The following is a 17,525-nucleotide window of genomic DNA, read 5'->3' on the forward strand; positions in this document are numbered from 1 at the left end:
AGTAAACCACCCTTAAACATAAAACAACCACTACTATTTGTAAAATTTATTATCTTTTTATCTTCCACAAAAGGCAACTAAAATAAAAAATTTGTTTTGTATTAAATTTAACAAATATGCAAACATTATAGATTATAGATAGAATGAGGCATGTGAAAATAAATAGTAAGTCAAAGATGCGACGAATATTTTGAATTCAACAAGGAAGCAGGTTCCGAGGATAGTAGGCTATCTGAGGGTTCTGCTGACGCAGTAGGATTCAAAATAGGCTAGCATACTGACTAGTTATTTATTTGAATATGCCTAAGTATTAAGGGGAGATTTTATGTTTATTCTTATGATAAGAACTATTATATTATATATTTTACTGGTTATAGTAATGAGAGTTATGGGGAAGAGGCAAATAGGCGAATTGCAGCCTTTTGAACTAGGAATAACTATAATAATTTCTGATTTGGCTTCACTTCCTATGCAGGATACAAGAATACCTATTATTCATGGGGTAATACCCATAGTAACTCTTTTATTTATAGAAATAATTTTTTCCCTACTTCAACTAAAGATTCAAGCTGCTCGTTTAATAATATCCGGAAAGCCAAGTATACTTATCAATAATGGCAAAGTAGACATAGATGTAATGAGAAGTCAAAGATTGAATATGAATGATTTATTAGAGGAAGTCCGTCTTAAAGGCTATTACAATTTACAAGATATAGAATTTGCTATATTGGAAACCAGCGGTCAATTATCCATAATTCCAAAGACTGAACTTTCTAACGCCACAAAGCAGGATTTAAATGTGAAATGTAAACAGGATGCTATTCCTGTAACTCTAATATTGGATGGTGTAGTTAATTATAAAAACTTAGATATTATAAACCGAGATGAGAAATGGCTTATGACAACCTTAAGAAGTAAAAATATAAATTCATCTAAAGATGTATTTATTGCCCTCGTTGATTCAAAGGGTAAATTTTACACACAACTTTATCAATGAAGCTCACTTAACGGAAGTTTATACATTCAACAAGCTTAGATACATTATCAATAAGTTCACTAGTATCGCTATTGTCGTAAACTCAAAAGTTGAGTGCTGCAATGTCTATTTACCAAATAATTTACTGTAATATATAAATATATGAAATTTAAATTTTAGGAGGAAATATAATGAAAAATGTCGTTATAGCCTTCATCTTATTTGCAGCTATGATATTTACTTGCTTTCTTTCAGTAAAATATTTAAACAAAATATCTTATATCATGTATTCTTCTAATAATTCTATAAAAAATTATGTTAATGATGACAATTGGAAAGCTGCCAACGATCTATCAGCTAAAATATCTAATGATTGGCATATTTATTCCAATAACTGTTCTCTATTTATAAATCATACTCTAATTGACGATATAAGCATAGAAGAACACAAACTTCAGGAATACATAAAATGTCAAAATAAAGATGAAGCTCTTGCATCTGCTCAAAGTATAGAATTTCTCATAGAAAGAATCAGAAAATTAGAGAAAATTAACATTCAAAACGTATTTTAGAGAAAATTAACATTTAAAAACACATTTTAATGAAAATTATTGTGCCTAAACTATGGAAAATAATCTTTATTTGAATTATAATATATGTAGGGATATGTCCCACTGGGACAAAAATAGTCCCCACTCAAGTTTGAAAGGTGGAATTTTAAAATGGCATTAGTTACTACTAAAGAATTGTTTAAAAAGGCTTATGAAGGTCATTACGCAATAGGTGCTTTTAACATCAATAATATGGAAATAATTCAAGGAGTTGTTAACGGAGCAAAAGCTAAAAAATCACCAGTTATACTTCAGGTATCATCAGGTGCTTTAAAGTACGCTGGTCCTAAATATTTAAAGGCAATGGTTGATGCTGCTATAGCTGATACTGGAATAGATCTTGCTCTTCACCTAGATCATGGTCCAGATTTCGAAACAGTTAAACTTGCTATAGAAACCGGTTTTACTTCTGTTATGTTTGACGGTTCACATTTTGAATATGAAGAAAATGTAGCAAAAACTAAAGAAGTTGTTGATTATGCTCATGCTCATGGCGTTGTAGTTGAAGCTGAACTTGGAGTACTTGCAGGCGTTGAAGATGACGTTAAAAGCGACGTTCATGTATACACTGATCCAGAGCAGGCAGTAGACTTTGTAACTAGAACTGGAGTTGATTCATTAGCAATAGCTATTGGAACAAGTCACGGTGCTTTCAAATTTACTGGAGAAGCTAAATTAAGATTTGATATATTAGAAGAAATCCAACAAAAATTACCAGGTTTCCCAATAGTTCTTCACGGTGCTTCAGCAGTTGATCCTGTAGCTGTTGAAACTTGTAACAAATATGGTGGAGATATTGCTGGTGCAAAGGGAATACCTACTGATATGTTAAGAAAAGCTTCATCTTTAGCTGTATGTAAAATAAACATGGATACAGATTTAAGACTTGCTTTTACAGCTGGTATCAGAAAAGTATTTGGAGATACTCCAAAAGAATTTGATCCAAGAAAATACTGTGGAGCTGGAAGAGCTGCAATCCAAGCTACTGTAGAAGATAAAATAGAAAATGTTTTAGGTTCAGCAAACACTCTATAATTTTAAAAAGGAAGGTGGCCCCTTCCTTTTTTTATTTTATACATTACATATTGTTTCTATGATTATTTTTGTATATAAATTGCAATTAAAATTTAACATTTATTTTCTATTGTTTATAATCAACTTATTCCTATACTCTCTTCAAATATATATACTGTTTTTAACATTAGCAATACTCTCTTACAGCATCTTCTATTCTATGAAAAGCTTCCTTTAATAACTGACGGGAACATCCAAAGTTAAGTCTTACAAAACCATCTTGGCCAAAATCCTTACCATTTGAAAATACCACCTTAGCTTTTTCATAGAAAAATTGAAAGGGATTTTCTATTCCAAGAGGTCTAAAATCAATCCAGGTCAGGTAGGTACCCTCTACATGAGTATAAATTACATCTGGGAATCTACTAGAAAGCTCTTTTTCAATATAGTCACGATTATTACGTAAATAATTTATGAGCTCTTTTTTCCACATTTCTGAATCCCCATAGGCAGCCCGGCAAACTTCATAGTTTAGTACACCTGGATGAGGCATGGCATAACCAGCTGCCTCAAAACGTTTTTTAAGTTCTCTATTTGGAATAATTGCAAAAGCAATAGGAACTCCAGGAATATTATAAGTCTTTCCAGGACTCATAAGAGTAATAGACCTCTGCAGAGCAATATCACCTGTGGTTACAATAGGTACATGAGGTCTATCAAAAATCAATTCACAATGGATTTCATCTGATACAAGAATTAAATCGTGTCTATTACAAAATTCTGCTGCCTTTAAAAGTTCTTCTTTTGTATATACTCTTCCTACAGGATTATGTGGATTACAAAGTAAAAATACCTTTGTTTCAGGAGTAATTCTTCTCTCTAAATCCTCAAAATCCATTTCATAGCCTTTACTACCTAACTTTAATGGAGAATCAATTCTGTTCCTACCAGCTTTTACTGGTGCAGAAAGCAGCATAGAATAATTAGGAGTAGTCGTAATTACATCTCCTTGACCCATTGCACTTGCCACCCTAAGTCCAGGTACTACGCCAGGAAGCCAGGTAATCCATGATTTTTTTAATTGAAAACCATATTCCTTATAAAACCACTTAAAAATAGCATCATAAACTTCCTCACCAGGGTTTGTATATCCGAAAACACCATGAGTCGTTCTTTTCTCTATAGATTTGATAACAGCAGGTGGAGATTTAAAATCCATATCCGCTATAAAAAGTGGAATATAACCTTCAGGGACTGTATCCCATTTGATACTATTGGTACCCTTCCTATTTATAATAGAATCAAAATCAAATTTCACATTATTCACCCCTCATTTTTATAATTCTTTATATCCATAACATAAATTCTATTGATGATCCATCTAATTAATAATATTGAACAATTTATTTCTCTATATAATTTTTAATATGCTTAATAACTATATTTATGGTTCCATCACCATTTCTCACAATTTCAAACCTTGAACTATCGTCATAGGTCTCTTCATTTATGTAGACATCGATATCCTTATCTATTTTAAGACGTACTCTCTTTAGCTTATTCTCTACCCACTGCTTATCAACCTCTACATGATCACCTACACCTTGTTCTTTAACATATTGCACAAAATTTTCTGCTACATCTTTACTTTCACCAAAAACATCCTGTGAAAATTCATTGATATCAATTTTATCCTCCTGTTTAAGTTTTTTCTTAAGAGAAGATCTTACAACCTCTGCCGCTTCCGCATTATCCTTTAAATTATTTCTTGTCCACTTTTCAGCTGTCTTTATAAAATTCCTAGTAATATCTCTTTCATTCTCAACTACAGTACAGCCTAAAAAATTACTTATAAAATAATTTGATCCATAATCTTCTCCCTCTTTACTTTTACTCTGCTTATCTATAACCATTAAATCGAAACTGTTTTCATCTAAAATTGGCTTTATAAAGGCGCATTTTTGAAGTCTCTGTCCTCCAGAAGGGAGTCCTATAAATTGGGGTATTATGTTTATCCCTATTTTATTCTCCAAAAATTCTATATTATGAGTGTAATTTTTAACATAATCCATTTTTAAAAGTGCCAGCATGGGCCCAAATTCTGTAGATATAGATACTACTATGAGATCACAGGATGGTATATTTCCATTTGACTTCATCAATATAAAAAGCTGCTTTGCTATTTCTTTAGATACAGTTATGAAATCCCCCTGACCACTTAGATATTCCTGTGAAAGTTCTTTAACAATGTTTCTTTCACTATTAAACACTGCATATTTCAATTCTTCATCTTTTAAAGATTTTTGTATATGTTTTAATATATATTCATAGGTTTCATCAGAAAGCTCCAGTGTATATTCATTATAAACAGGCTCATCACCATTATTGTCTAACACATGAATGATAGCCTCATTTAAATTAACCTCATTAATGTATTCCAAAATATTCCCTCCAAATTCTTTATGATTACCTTGAGGATGTCTTTACTTTTCTAGGATTCATTGAAAAGCAGAGTTCTATAAATTTTTTATCCGGTCCAAAGTTTATTCTCAATTTTTCCTGATTACAAATTACTAATATACTGTAAATATCACTATTGTTACAATTATTATAACAATTCAGTTCTTTGTCATACTTAAAGTCGCTAGACTTTATAAAATCACTTTCTGCCTTTGCCATCACTTCAATATCTTTTATTTGAAAATTAGCTGCTGTTTTTCTTTTGTTTCTATCTATTATCTTATCAATGTCTATTTCTCCATTAGTAAAGCTGTATTCATATTCCACATATAACATCCTTCTGGCAACAAAAATAATAACTGTTATTACAGCAAATATAATAAAACCTATAATCTTCATTATAGCAAAACAAGCTATGGCTACAAAACCAGTAACATACATTAAAAACTTAACATAATTATATAATCTACTGTCTTTTCTGGCCACAAATTGTTCATAAAAATCATCCATTATTTATCTCCCTTGTCTAACATTTAAATATACTTAATTATATCACACTAACCTTTTAATCTAAACTTATAAGCTTCTACTAAATTATCCAGTATTATAGTCTATTTATACTACCTCAGTACAAACTCCTGATAGCACAACTACCATCATAATTCATTGCCTTGCATGATTGAAAATATGCACCGCATTTCTAACTTATTATTTATTTTAAGATGCCCTATTTAACTGCACTATGTTATAATATCAATGAATATATTTGGGTCATGTAAAAATATAAATTTAAACTGTCCTTATGACGAATTAAGAGGTGAACATTTTGAAAGAACTTGAAACAAAAATAATACATATAAATATAGATGAAATAAGAAATAAACTGATAGACATAAAGGCTGAAAGAGTAAAAATGGAAAACCAAACTAATAATTTATATGACTTTCCTGATAATAGACTACTTAAAGAAAAAGGCTATGCTAGAATCAGAGTTGTAGAAGATTTATTAAAAAATGAAACACGTTATTATATGACTACAAAAAAACTTATAAGTCAGGAAAAATATAAAATTATGGAAGAGAATGAAATTATCATAAGTAATGGTGATGCAGGAAATGATATATTTTTGTCTCTTGGTCTAATACTTAAAAGTAGTATAAAAAAATCCAGAGAAAGCTATAAATATAAAAATACTTTAGTGGAAATAGACATAAATGATAAATCCTTTTGCCCTTTCCCTTATATTGAAATCGAAACAAATGAAGAAAATGAATTAAAGGAAGTAGTAGCCCTTTTAGGCTACACTATGGAAGATACTACTTCAAAAACCATATATGAAATACTTAAAGAAACATCAAATAAATAACCTTACAGTATTTAATATGTTAAATTTTAAACTTGTTTATCCGATGACTAGCCGCTGTAATACTTCACCCTCTAAAGGTAGAGATAACAGTGACACGTCCCTGGATAATTCATCTAAACTCAGTGGAAGTACAAACTTCCACTGAGTAAGATTTATTGATCTATAAAAGAAAAAGGAGTCGCTATGTTTGGATATGTGCTGCCCTCAAAGGGCGAACTTAAGATAAAAGATTATGAAAAATTTAAAGCTTATTATTGTGGTCTTTGTCTCTCTATAAAAAAGAATTATGGAACTCTTCCAAGGTTTATCGTAAATTACGATATGACCTTTGTAGCAGTTCTTCTGGACGCTTTAGAGAAAGAACCCTGTGAGCTCCATTATGGAAACTGCATAGCTCATCCCATAAAAAAAAGAAATTTTATAATTAATAATTCAGCATTAGACTATGCCAGTTTTTTAAATGTGGCACTGGTGTATTTTAAACTGACAGATGACGTGAAAGATGATAAATCAAAACTAAGTAGTTTATCTGCCTTTTTCCTTAAAAATTACTTCAATAAATTTCCAGATGATCTTAAAGAGCATAGTAATTTCATAAAGGAAAAATTAAATGAATTATATAAATTAGAGGACAATGCAGATAATATTACTATAGACGAACTTTCTCACCCCTTTGCAGAACTTACAGCTTTTGTACTCAGCTCTTATCCTAAATTGCAAGAGTATAAGGGTACACTTTATACCCTTGGATATAATCTAGGTAAATGGATATACATAATAGATGCTTTTGATGATTTGCAGGAAGACATGAAAAAAAGTAAATTTAATGCTATAAATAATATTTTCAACACAGAAAATTTACATTTTAAGGAATTCAAAGCTTCTATAAAGGATAGAATAGATTTCATATTGGTTACCTGTGCAAGAGGCTGTTTTGAGTGCATTAATAAGCTGCCACTAAAAACCAACAGGGATATTCTCTATAATATATTGCAGCTTGGTCTTTTGGAAAAGATGGAAAAGGTATTTGTTTTCACCTGACTAACTTGGCGTAAGACTCCCACGCACTCTGTGAAAGTTCAACGCCAAGTAAGCCATGCATTTGCAGTTCTAAAATTCAGATGGGGTAAAAGAATCCCCACCTGAATTAAGAACTTGCTTCAAATGAGGAATAAAATATACATAACTTACATGGCATTTTTACAGTTAATTTGTTAAAATTAAAAGAGAAGAATTAAAGTTTAATTTATATAAATTTAAAATATAATAATGCTTACATAAGGCATATGAAAATAAATAATAAGTCAAAGATACGACGGATATTTTGAATCGTACAAGGAAACAGGTTCCGCAGATAGTGAGCTATCTAAGGGTTCTGTTGACGTAGTAGGATTCAAAATAGACTAGTATACTGACTAGTTATTTATTTGAAGATGCCTAAATACGAGGAGGAAACAATAAATGAGAAATCCCTATGAGGTACTTGAGATAAAGGAAGGTGCTTCCGAAGCAGAAATAAAAAAGGCTTATAGAGAATTGGCAAAAAAATATCATCCTGATCAATATGGAAATAATCCATTAAGAGATCTTGCAGAAGAAAAAATGCGAGAAATAAATGAGGCTTATGATTATCTTTTAAAGAATCATAGTTCAAGTCAAAATAGCTATAATAATAACAGTACAAATTATAATCAAAATTACAGCAGCTCATCTTATAGTGGAAACAATGCTGATTTATATAATTCCATACGAATGGATATAAATAACGGCAATTTAGGTTCAGCGGAACAGAAGTTAACTGGAATAAAAGTAAGAGATGCAGAATGGAATTTTCTAATGGGCAGTGTTTGTATGAAAAAAGGCTGGTATGATAATGCCTATACTTATATAAATATGGCATATAATTTGAATCCTCAAAATCCTGAATACAGAAATGCATTTCAATCTCTTAATCAAAGAAATAGCACCTATAGAGAACCCTATTTTAATAGAGGAAGAAATGATAGAGATGACTGCTGCAGTATTTGTATAAGCATATGGTGTGCAGAGCAGATGTGTGATTGTATGGGTGGAGGTTGTTAGTTAGGAGGTTAACTTATATGGCAAAAACAAAAACCAGTAATATAACTAAAGGAGGATTATATACAGCTCTATCACTGTTATTTATATATCTCTCTAATATATTACCTACAAATAAATTCTTTATTCTTATAATAGTTTCCTGTATAATCCCTATTTCCATAATCACTACTAATTTAAGAAATAGTATTACTATTTATGCAGCCACCTCACTATTATCCCTTCTGTTGCTGGGGATAAAATTAAATGTATTATCCTATATAATATTCTTTGGAAGCTATGGCTTTATAAAATACTATATAGAGAAAATCAATAAACTGCCTATTGAAATATTATTAAAACTTCTATTTGCTAACATATGTGCTGTAATTATTTATCTTATCTATAAATTGATATTTGTTGTGGATATAATAGCAGCAACAAAGTTTCCCATTGCCCTTTTAATAATTGCAGTGGAAATTATTTTCCTGCTTTATGACTACGCTTTAACTTTATTTATATCTTATGTGGGTAAAAACTATTTGAAAAGACTGAAATAATAACGAGAGTATTTTTAATGTGGTTATCTGTTACACTAAAAATACTCTTAATTATATTTGAAATTACTATTTATTTAGAAATTTTTCATCTATATTGTATTGACATTTGCTAAAAAACTGATACAATATTAATTGTTGCTGATGCCCTATAGCCAAATTGGTAAGGCACCTGATTCTGGTTCAGGCATTGTGTGGGTTCGAGTCCTGCTAGGGCAGCCAAAAAGCTAAGATTTAAAAATCTTAGCTTTTTTGATTTCTGTCACTTATTTACCGCCCTTCTAGCTGTATAAACAAAAAATTAGCTCTTAAATTATATTGACAATATATGATATATAATCTATAATTTATTGGTATGAATGTGTTTTTATATTTTGCTTTGAACAAGAATAGTAATATTGAAGTCATCTAAAGAGAGCTGTTGCATTGCTGAAAAACAGTGATGATTATATATGAACTCGCTTGGGAGCATTGCTGCCAAAAAGCAGTACGGTTAAAACCGTTATATTGTAAAGTGAGGTTCTTACCTAATTAGAGTGGTACCACGGAGTCTAACCTTCGTCTCTTTTTTGAGATGAGGGGTTTTTTTATTTATCTTTCGCTATTGGTTCTTATGCATGTGAAAATAGATAATAATGTAAAGATGCCATGTATATTTTCAATCATACAAAGAAATAGATAACCATGATAGTAAACTATCTCATGGTTCTGTTGATGTAGTAGAACGTAAAATATACTATCATTCTAATAAATAAGATAGTTCATATCTTAAGATATATTATTACATAAAAGATATCGAGGAGGTTATTTAAAATTGGGAAACTACAGTACTAAAATTGATGAAAAATGGCAAAAAATATGGGAAGATAAAAAACTTTATAAATTTGATGAAAATAACATGGATAAAAAATTATATGCTTTAGAAATGTTTTCATACCCTTCTGGAGCAAGGCTTCATGCAGGTCACTGGTTTAACTACGGTCCAGTGGACTCCTGGGCAAGATTTAAGAAAATGCAGGGCTATAATGTATTTCAACCTATGGGCTTTGATGCCTTCGGTCTTCCTGCAGAAAATTATGCTATAAAAACAGGAGTTCATCCCAAAGACTCCACTATTAAAAATATAGAAACCATGGAAAAACAGCTTAAGGCAATGGGGGCAATGTTCAATTGGGATCATGAGGTTGTAACTTGTTTTCCTGACTACTACAAATGGACTCAGTGGTTATTTTTAAAGCTTTATGAAAAAGGCTTAGCTTACAGAAAAAAAGCTCCTGTTAACTGGTGCCCTAGCTGCAATACAGTACTTGCCAATGAACAGGTAGTGGATGGTGGCTGTGAACGCTGCGGTACTGAAGTAGTAAAAAAAGATTTAACACAGTGGTTTTTAAAGATCACTGACTATTCAGAGGAACTTTTACAAAAACTAGATGATTTGGATTGGCCAGAAAAGACAAAAGCTATGCAAAGACACTGGATTGGTAAATCTAAAGGTGCTGAAGTTACCTTTAAAGTATCTAACAGTGATATTACCTTTGATGTATTTACTACCAGAGTAGATACTCTATTTGGAGTTACTTATGTAGTTTTAGCTCCTGAAAGTCCATTGACAGATAAAGTTACTACATCCGAATACAAAGAAGCTGTAGAAGAATATAAGACCCAGTCAGCAAAGCAGTCTGATATAGAAAGACAATCTTTAACAAGAGAAAAAACTGGTGTATTTACTGGTGCTTATGCTATAAATCCAGCAAATGGTAAAGAAGTTCCTATATGGGTAGCAGACTACGTACTTGCCACCTATGGAACAGGTGCTGTTATGGCCGTTCCTTCTCACGATGAAAGAGATTTTGCCTTTGCTACAAAATATAATTTACCAATAATAAGAGTAGTAGAAGGTGGAGATTCCCTTCCCTATACGGATTATGGTAAGCTTGTAAACAGTGGAGAATTTGATGGTCTATCCGGAAATAAAGCCAAGGAAGCTATAGTAAACTTACTGTCTTCAAAGAATCTAGGACATTGGAAGATTAATTACAGACTTCGTGACTGGCTTGTGTCAAGACAAAGGTATTGGGGTGCTCCTATCCCTATAGTTTATTGTGAAAAATGCGGAACTGTGGCTGTACCAGAAGAACAGCTTCCCGTGGAGCTTCCTTATGATGTTGAATTTGCTCCAGATGGTAAATCTCCTCTTGCAAAATCTGAGGAATTTGTAAATACTACTTGTCCACACTGCGGAAGTCCTGCTAAAAGAGAAGTGGATACTTTGGATACTTTTGTGTGCTCTTCCTGGTATTATTTAAGATATCCAGATAGTAAAAACAGTGATAAAGCCTTTGACCCGGAGATCATAAATAAAATGCTTCCTGTAGATAAATATGTAGGCGGCCCGGAACATGCCTGCATGCATCTTTTATATGCCAGATTCATTACAAAGGCTTTAAGAGATATGGGATATTTAAATTTTGATGAGCCTTTCCTTTCATTAAGGCACCAAGGCTTAATTCTTGGACCAGATGGACAGAAGATGAGTAAATCCAAGGGAAACACAATATCTCCAGATGATTATATAAGTGAATATGGTGCTGATGTATTCAGACTGTATCTTATGTTTGGTTTCGACTACACAGAAGGCGGTGCCTGGAGTGATGATGGCATAAAGGCTATCTCAAAATTTGTAGATAGAGTTGAAAGAATTCTGTCACAATGTACTGAAGTTTCTGATGACAAAACTACTATAGATAAAGCTGAAAAGGAATTAAACTATGTTAGAAATTTCGTAATAAAGAGCGTAACTGAAGATGCTGAAAAATTTCAGTTTAACACTTGTATAGCAAGAATAATGGAATTCACAAATGCACTTTCAAAATATCTCAATGAAGAGAAGAAAAATACTGAATTTCTAAAGCAATGTGTCAATGATTTTATAAGAATCTTATCTCCTTTTGCTCCTCATTTTTCAGAGGAAATGTGGCTAAATGTTGGAAATAATTTTTCAGTATTCAAGGAGGCTTGGCCAAAATTTGATCCAAAGGCATTAATTAAAGACGAAATTGAAATAGCAATACAGGTAAATGGTAAAATCAAAACAAGAATAAACATATCCTCTGATTTAAAAGATGATGCAATTAAAGAAACAGCATTAAAGGATGATAATGTTAAAGCAGCTATTGAAGGCAAAGATGTCAAGAAAATAATTGTAATCAAAGGAAGATTAGTTAATATAGTTGCAAAATAAAAGCTAAACTGTATATGAAAAATGTCTTAAAATATTTAAGTTGAAATAGTATTACCTCAACTTAAATATCATAAATAAATAGCAAGTGAGAAATATGTAGTATCTTTCACTTGCTATTTATTTTCACATGTATAGTAATTTATTGAAGACATTTTTCTACATTTATAAGCTTGCTATTATTCATATGGTCGTATTCTTCCAGGACTATCTATAAATACTCTTGGCTGTATTTCCATATTAGTATGCTCTATTATATCTTCACTATATTTCATACCCTTTTCACCATATTTATTTTCAACCTCCTGACCTATCATAAAAATATCTAAATTTCTCTTTTTGTATTTATTAAATATATTCATACAGGAATTAATTAAATTAGCCTCTGCACCTTTTCTTATTTCATCTAACTGTTCGTCTGTCAGATCCATATATTTTTGCACTTCAACAATTCTGGCTTTTATATTCATTTGTTTTGTGACCTGTATATTGTCACCCTTCATATTTACATCAGTATTTGTTTTACTGTTTTCTATGGCTAAAGATATATATTTTATCTTATCCCTCGGATCAGCCACTTCCATAGAGCCTAAGGATACTGCATCAATGAGAAAATTATAGGCCTCCCCTTCTGATTGTGGAAGCATTTCAGCCAATTTATTATTTTTCATTATAGCTCCACCATTTATTACAAGAGCAGGAACAGGTTCTTCATTGTTTATCTTTAGTACTGTCAATACATCTGTCTTACTTGGAGCTAATCTTCTTGATAAATATCTGTTAAGTGAAGATTGAACTGCTCTCGGACTGCTTCTTACATTGCCTATTAAGTCCCATACAAATAGACCTATATATTCTTGTCCTTGAAAGTTCCCTTTTGCAAGTCTTTCTACATCACCATCATACACCAGTAAATAAGGCTTTATTATAGCATTTACATCTCTTCTAAAAATATCAAGATAACTTTCTATACCCTGTGCTGCAGCTCTTTTTGTATATATTATGGCTTTATTTTGTGTATAGTTTATCTGAAAACTAGATGCCAAATTTATATCGTTTACCGCTTCATAGACAGTTTTACCTGTGCCCTTTAAAACAATTCTCTGAGCTGTTTCTGCAGCTTTAGATGCAGCTCTAGCTGACTTAAAAATTTCTAAATAAACTACAGGTTTATTCTCTTTATCTATGTCTACTATTACTGAAGTTACAAAAACTACATTATTTATATCTATATAACTGAAACATCCATTTAAAAATATAGAAGCTGTTAAAAATAAACACATAAGTAATTTTTTCATTTTTTACCATCCTCATTCGTAAAGTCTCCAGATATAGAATCTAAATCATCTCTTAAAATCAAATCTTTAAAATCAAACTTTTTAATGGTTCCCATTGGAAATATATATTTAAATCCACAGCTTTTTAGTCCACCTAGTTCAGATATCATCAAAACTACTCCTATAAAATAACCAGGTAATCCAACTACACTAGATATTATTATTAAAAAAACTGACCAAAAGGTTATTGCTCCATAAATTTTTGGTGTCAAAAATGAGGCTATGGAAGTTAAAGCTACAACAATTATTGTAGTTTCAGAGGCAAACCCCGCACTTACAGCGGATTGTCCTAGAATTAAAGCACCAACAATACCCATTGCCTGCCCTACTGGTTGGGGCAATCTTACTCCGGCTTCTCTCAATATTTGAAAGAAAAATATCATTATAATAACCTCTACTACCATGGGAAATGGTACACCTGCTCTGGATATAGAAAGCCTAAATACAAATACAGAAGGTATTAATGAAAAATGGTGGGTAGTTAAAGCAACATATAGCCCTGGCAAAAGTACTGAAATAATATATCCCAGCCACCTTAAAACTCTTAGAAAATTAGACATATATTTGTTTAAATAATAATCATCTGGCATTTGAAAATTTTCATAGAAGAAATAAGGTGCTGTAACTACAAAAGGTGTACCATCAACAATAATTGCCACTCTTCCTTCAAATAATTTGGAAGCCACCACATCTGGTTTTTCAGTATAGCCTACGGTATCATAAAGAGTACCCTTCTCCTTTAGCTGTTCTTCTATATAATTTGTATCCAGTAAAAAATCCACATCCATCTTTTTTAATTTTTTTCTTATTTGAGATACCAATTTACTGCTGGCCACGCCTTTTATATACGCTAGTATTACAATTGAATCAGACTTTTTTCCCATATACATACTTTCAAATTTTAAATCCGCATTTCTAGCTTTTCTCCTTATAAGAGAAATATTATCTACAAAGGCTTCTGTGAAACCTTCTCTTGGTCCTTTTATAACACTTTCTGTAATTGGTATGGATACAGATCTTCTGGCCCAACTCTTTGCTTCACAAAATATTAACCCCTCGTAAAAATCAGAAATTATAACTACATCCCCTGAAAGTATATGCAGCAGTACGTCATGACTGGTATCTATATTGCCTATGGAATTGGCAAATATAATACTTTTTTTTATATCTTCTGCAGTTTCAATAGTATCTCTTTCCTTTACAATGGGTTCAATTATATATTGACTTATAAAATGAGAATCTGTTAAATTATCAATAAATATTATATATATACAGCCTTTTTTACATTTTATTTCCCTGTTTTTTACGTCTACATTATCCTTTAGCTTTTCTTTTACAAATGTAATATAATCTTCATTCATGCTATCTCCTGCCTTATTTTTTCTTTATCTTGTATAATTTTCATTAAATATCAAATAATAGAATCAAGTACAAAGCTTTTAATAGTAGTATGGATTTTTATAAATACTTTATGCAAAAGAGGTAATGTTATGGATAAATTTAATGGCACTCATTTAATTTTTCTCCTATCTGGAGTAACTATAGTTTCAATGAAAACCTATCCTACCCTTTATACTCAATTAGGTGGTAGAGATTCTTGGATAGCTGTAATTTGCTCAGGAATAATTATATTTTTGTTTGCTCATATAATTATGTGGATAATGCAAAAAAATAATAATTATAATATGTATGATATCTATTGCAGTGCCTTAGGAAAAGTACTAGGAAACATACTTATCTGTTGCTTTATATTGGCTCTATTCTTCACATTAATAGAATGTACAGCTGTTGAAGCAAATTCAATGCATGTAAATATGTTAGCTGACACACCGCCTTGGTTTTTTTCAATATTCTTTGCCATACCTGCTATATACACAATTTGGCGAGGAAGTCACTCCATAGTTATTGTAACTATAATTGGAATAACCTTCGTGGCCCTTTCAGGAACTAATTTAGCTATACTTACCTCCAAATATAAAAATTTTAATTTTCTTTTACCTATTATGGAAAACGGCATAACACCAAACTTTCTTATGAGTATCATAAAAAGCCTAGCCTTTTTCAGTTTTTTTTCTATAATACTTCCTTTTTTGACAGAATTGGAGAATAAAAAAACTGTAAAAAAGTATTTAACTATAGGCCTTTTATTTATTATTCAAATGGAAGTATTTTCAACTGTGGGAGTTATAACAACTTTCGGAATTACCCGTGGAAATACAATGTATTATCCAAAATTAATTCAAACTCAGCTTGTAAACTATTGGGGATTCTTGGAAAGTGGTGAATTGTATGTATTATTACAGGTAATTGCTGGATGGTACATAAAATATGTATTAACTTTTTTCTCTATGAAGTTGATATTAAATAAAATGAATATACGAAATAAATTTTACATTTATTTTGTAACCGCCCTAGTTTTAATAATTTCATTTTTATTTTCTCGTGATGCAGTATTACTTTTTAAAGCGTTAAATGTATTTCTCTATATTTCACTTGCTAATTTTGTTGTTATACCAATTATAGTATATATAATATTTCATTTAAAAAATAAAAAAACCTTAGAATCAAAAACTCCTATAAAATCTTCCAAGATATAGAACCATGTGGCTGTCTCTATATGCATATAGAGACAGTTTTAAGAAAATGTGCGAAATTCTCCTATCCTCTTAGGTGGGAGATGAATAGCACTTGCCGATAGGCAACAAATGAATTATAGGTTTACAAACGTTATTTGTAAGATAACACTACCGTGGGTACTACGGGAAGGATTTTCCTCATAAAAAATCCATAGCCTTGGAAACTGATATCCTGTAAAAGAAAATTTCCCTTGTGGTTAGGATGGATTAAAGGAAGCCATACACTTCTATAAGTGATGGTAGTTCACTCAATTAAAACTAACATAGTTAGTTAAATGTAGTACATAAAATCAGGATAATTGAAAATTTTCAATTATCCTGATTTTATATTGATGTTTAAAATTAAATTTTCAATTTTATTTAATATTTTTTAAACTCATAAACTGATTTTTCTACAGCTTCTAGCAGACTATTTAATTCAAATACATCCTCTTCTTCAAGTAGTTTATTCAGGCGATTCTTATAATAAACAGCTTCAGATAATTTATTCATAGAAGATAATACTAAAATGTTATTTACAATATCAGAAATTAAATTTGATTTTACTTCAAACAATTTTTGGGCATCCTTTATCTCATCCTTAATTTCAAGCATCTGCCCATCCAATTGGAATGCAGCGTCGGCAGCATTTTTAAGCTTTTTTCTTATCTCTACAGGTATATCATGCTTATATTTATAATTTAAAGAATGTTCAATAGTAGCCCAGAAATTCATAGCTAATGTTCTTATCTGTATTTCTGCTAATATTTCTTTTTTTCCCTCTGCTAAATTAACTGGATATTTTATAATCATATGATAACTTCTATAGCCGCTATCTTTTACATTGTTTATATAATCTTTTTCATTTATTACAAGCATATCCTTCCTTTGTCTAATTAAATCCACTACATGCTGAATATCATCTACAAACTGGCACATTATTCTGATTCCAGCTATATCCTCCATATAACTATCAATTTCATCTAGAGTTAAATTGAGTTTTTTAGCTTTTTCCAAAATACTGGATATTTCCTTCACCCTGCCAGTAACAAACTCGATTGGAGAATATTCATTCTTTTTTCTATATTCTTTTCTTACACTTCTCATTTTTACTTTTAATTCCTCTACCGCTTGACTGTAAGGAATTAAAAATGTCTTCCATTTAACCATCATAGTCATAAAAAATCATCCTTTTCAATAAAAATTTATCCGATGACTACCATCCGTAATACTCCCAGCGCACTCTGTGAAAGCGATTCACACAAAATCTAAGATTTTGGTTCTCTGCTTTTC

Annotated in this window: 15 protein-coding genes, 1 tRNA gene and 1 other annotated feature; of the genes, 10 read left to right on the plus strand and 6 right to left on the minus strand. The window is 31.0% G+C overall.

What is annotated here, in order from left to right; all coding sequences use genetic code 11:
- The first annotated feature begins 325 nt into the window (after positions 1-325).
- The 3 genes from ABF633_RS03740 (at position 326) to fba (ending at position 2,622) form a co-directional block, all read left to right on the plus strand.
- Positions 326-997 (plus strand): DUF421 domain-containing protein, encoded by a 672-nt coding sequence (locus ABF633_RS03740; RefSeq protein ID WP_415522158.1) that lies wholly within the window; start codon positions 326-328, stop codon positions 995-997.
- Between the two features lie 170 nt (positions 998-1,167).
- Positions 1,168-1,548 carry a DUF4363 family protein gene (locus ABF633_RS03745; protein ID WP_415522159.1) on the plus strand — a complete coding sequence of 127 codons (381 nt, stop codon included), beginning with the start codon at positions 1,168-1,170 and terminating at the stop codon, positions 1,546-1,548.
- Between the two features lie 150 nt (positions 1,549-1,698).
- Complete coding sequence (fba, locus tag ABF633_RS03750) at positions 1,699-2,622, plus strand: class II fructose-1,6-bisphosphate aldolase (RefSeq protein ID WP_415522161.1); 924 nt, start codon at positions 1,699-1,701, stop codon at positions 2,620-2,622.
- 166 nt (positions 2,623-2,788) lie between these two features.
- Here the strand turns inward: fba and ABF633_RS03755 are convergent, their stop codons facing one another.
- From ABF633_RS03755 to ABF633_RS03765, 3 genes are all read right to left on the minus strand, one after another.
- Positions 2,789-3,919, minus strand: coding sequence for a MalY/PatB family protein (locus ABF633_RS03755; RefSeq protein ID WP_415522163.1), 1,131 nt, complete (start codon positions 3,917-3,919; stop codon positions 2,789-2,791).
- 85 nt (positions 3,920-4,004) lie between these two features.
- Positions 4,005-5,042 carry a nucleoid-associated protein gene (locus tag ABF633_RS03760; protein WP_415522164.1) on the minus strand — a complete coding sequence of 346 codons (1,038 nt, stop codon included), beginning with the start codon at positions 5,040-5,042 and terminating at the stop codon, positions 4,005-4,007.
- A 25-nt stretch (positions 5,043-5,067) separates the two neighbouring features.
- Positions 5,068-5,571, minus strand: a complete 504-nt coding sequence (locus tag ABF633_RS03765) for a DUF6106 family protein (protein ID WP_415522166.1) — start codon at positions 5,569-5,571, stop codon at positions 5,068-5,070.
- A gap of 316 nt (positions 5,572-5,887) precedes the next feature.
- Here ABF633_RS03765 and ABF633_RS03770 point away from each other — a divergent pair, with 316 nt between their 5' ends.
- The 6 genes from ABF633_RS03770 (at position 5,888) to leuS (ending at position 12,283) form a co-directional block, all read left to right on the plus strand.
- Positions 5,888-6,427, plus strand: a complete 540-nt coding sequence (locus tag ABF633_RS03770; protein ID WP_415522168.1) for a class IV adenylate cyclase — start codon at positions 5,888-5,890, stop codon at positions 6,425-6,427.
- A gap of 183 nt (positions 6,428-6,610) precedes the next feature.
- Positions 6,611-7,468, plus strand: coding sequence for a DUF5685 family protein (locus tag ABF633_RS03775; protein WP_415522170.1), 858 nt, complete (start codon positions 6,611-6,613; stop codon positions 7,466-7,468).
- Between the two features lie 420 nt (positions 7,469-7,888).
- Complete coding sequence (locus ABF633_RS03780) at positions 7,889-8,509, plus strand: J domain-containing protein (RefSeq protein ID WP_415522172.1); 621 nt, start codon at positions 7,889-7,891, stop codon at positions 8,507-8,509.
- A 17-nt stretch (positions 8,510-8,526) separates the two neighbouring features.
- Positions 8,527-9,045 carry a hypothetical protein gene (locus ABF633_RS03785; protein ID WP_415522174.1) on the plus strand — a complete coding sequence of 173 codons (519 nt, stop codon included), beginning with the start codon at positions 8,527-8,529 and terminating at the stop codon, positions 9,043-9,045.
- 142 nt (positions 9,046-9,187) lie between these two features.
- Positions 9,188-9,264, plus strand: a tRNA-Gln gene (locus ABF633_RS03790).
- Positions 9,265-9,412: 148 nt separating this feature from the next.
- Positions 9,413-9,611 (plus strand) — a binding site (T-box leader).
- Between the two features lie 245 nt (positions 9,612-9,856).
- On the plus strand, positions 9,857-12,283 hold the full coding sequence (leuS, locus tag ABF633_RS03795) for a leucine--tRNA ligase (RefSeq protein WP_415522176.1): 2,427 nt from the start codon (positions 9,857-9,859) through the stop codon (positions 12,281-12,283).
- Between the two features lie 176 nt (positions 12,284-12,459).
- On the opposite strand, the gene ABF633_RS03800 is transcribed toward leuS, so the two are convergent.
- Together ABF633_RS03800 and ABF633_RS03805 are read right to left on the minus strand one after the other, a co-directional pair.
- Positions 12,460-13,578 (minus strand): Ger(x)C family spore germination protein, encoded by a 1,119-nt coding sequence (locus tag ABF633_RS03800; protein WP_415522178.1) that lies wholly within the window; start codon positions 13,576-13,578, stop codon positions 12,460-12,462.
- On the minus strand, positions 13,575-14,978 hold the full coding sequence (locus ABF633_RS03805; RefSeq protein ID WP_415522180.1) for a spore germination protein: 1,404 nt from the start codon (positions 14,976-14,978) through the stop codon (positions 13,575-13,577). Before ABF633_RS03805 ends, ABF633_RS03800 begins: the two co-directional genes overlap by 4 nt.
- 129 nt (positions 14,979-15,107) lie before the next feature.
- Here ABF633_RS03805 and ABF633_RS03810 point away from each other — a divergent pair, with 129 nt between their 5' ends.
- A complete protein-coding gene (locus ABF633_RS03810; protein ID WP_415522182.1) occupies positions 15,108-16,214 on the plus strand; it encodes a GerAB/ArcD/ProY family transporter in 1,107 nt (368 codons plus the stop codon).
- A gap of 399 nt (positions 16,215-16,613) precedes the next feature.
- Here the strand turns inward: ABF633_RS03810 and ABF633_RS03815 are convergent, their stop codons facing one another.
- On the minus strand, positions 16,614-17,411 hold the full coding sequence (locus ABF633_RS03815) for a GTP pyrophosphokinase (RefSeq protein WP_415522184.1): 798 nt from the start codon (positions 17,409-17,411) through the stop codon (positions 16,614-16,616).
- Positions 17,412-17,525 lie beyond the last annotated feature (114 nt).

The sequence above is a fragment of the Clostridium sp. genome, assembly GCF_047718555.1.
GTDB lineage: Bacteria > Bacillota > Clostridia > Clostridiales > Clostridiaceae > Clostridium_I.

Bases quoted from the DNA above. Each gene is read 5' to 3' on its own strand.
- ABF633_RS03815 (WP_415522184.1), bottom strand. From the start codon at position 17,411: ATGACTATGATGGTTAAATGGAAGACATTTTTAATTCCTTACAGTCAA.
- ABF633_RS03805 (WP_415522180.1), bottom strand. From the start codon at position 14,978: ATGAATGAAGATTATATTACATTTGTAAAAGAAAAGCTAAAGGATAAT.
- ABF633_RS03785 (WP_415522174.1), top strand. From the start codon at position 8,527: ATGGCAAAAACAAAAACCAGTAATATAACTAAAGGAGGATTATATACA.
- ABF633_RS03810 (WP_415522182.1), top strand. From the start codon at position 15,108: ATGGATAAATTTAATGGCACTCATTTAATTTTTCTCCTATCTGGAGTA.
- ABF633_RS03765 (WP_415522166.1), bottom strand. From the start codon at position 5,571: ATGGATGATTTTTATGAACAATTTGTGGCCAGAAAAGACAGTAGATTA.
- ABF633_RS03775 (WP_415522170.1), top strand. From the start codon at position 6,611: ATGTTTGGATATGTGCTGCCCTCAAAGGGCGAACTTAAGATAAAAGAT.
- ABF633_RS03745 (WP_415522159.1), top strand. From the start codon at position 1,168: ATGAAAAATGTCGTTATAGCCTTCATCTTATTTGCAGCTATGATATTT.
- ABF633_RS03800 (WP_415522178.1), bottom strand. From the start codon at position 13,578: ATGAAAAAATTACTTATGTGTTTATTTTTAACAGCTTCTATATTTTTA.
- ABF633_RS03780 (WP_415522172.1), top strand. From the start codon at position 7,889: ATGAGAAATCCCTATGAGGTACTTGAGATAAAGGAAGGTGCTTCCGAA.
- ABF633_RS03740 (WP_415522158.1), top strand. From the start codon at position 326: ATGTTTATTCTTATGATAAGAACTATTATATTATATATTTTACTGGTT.
- fba (WP_415522161.1), top strand. From the start codon at position 1,699: ATGGCATTAGTTACTACTAAAGAATTGTTTAAAAAGGCTTATGAAGGT.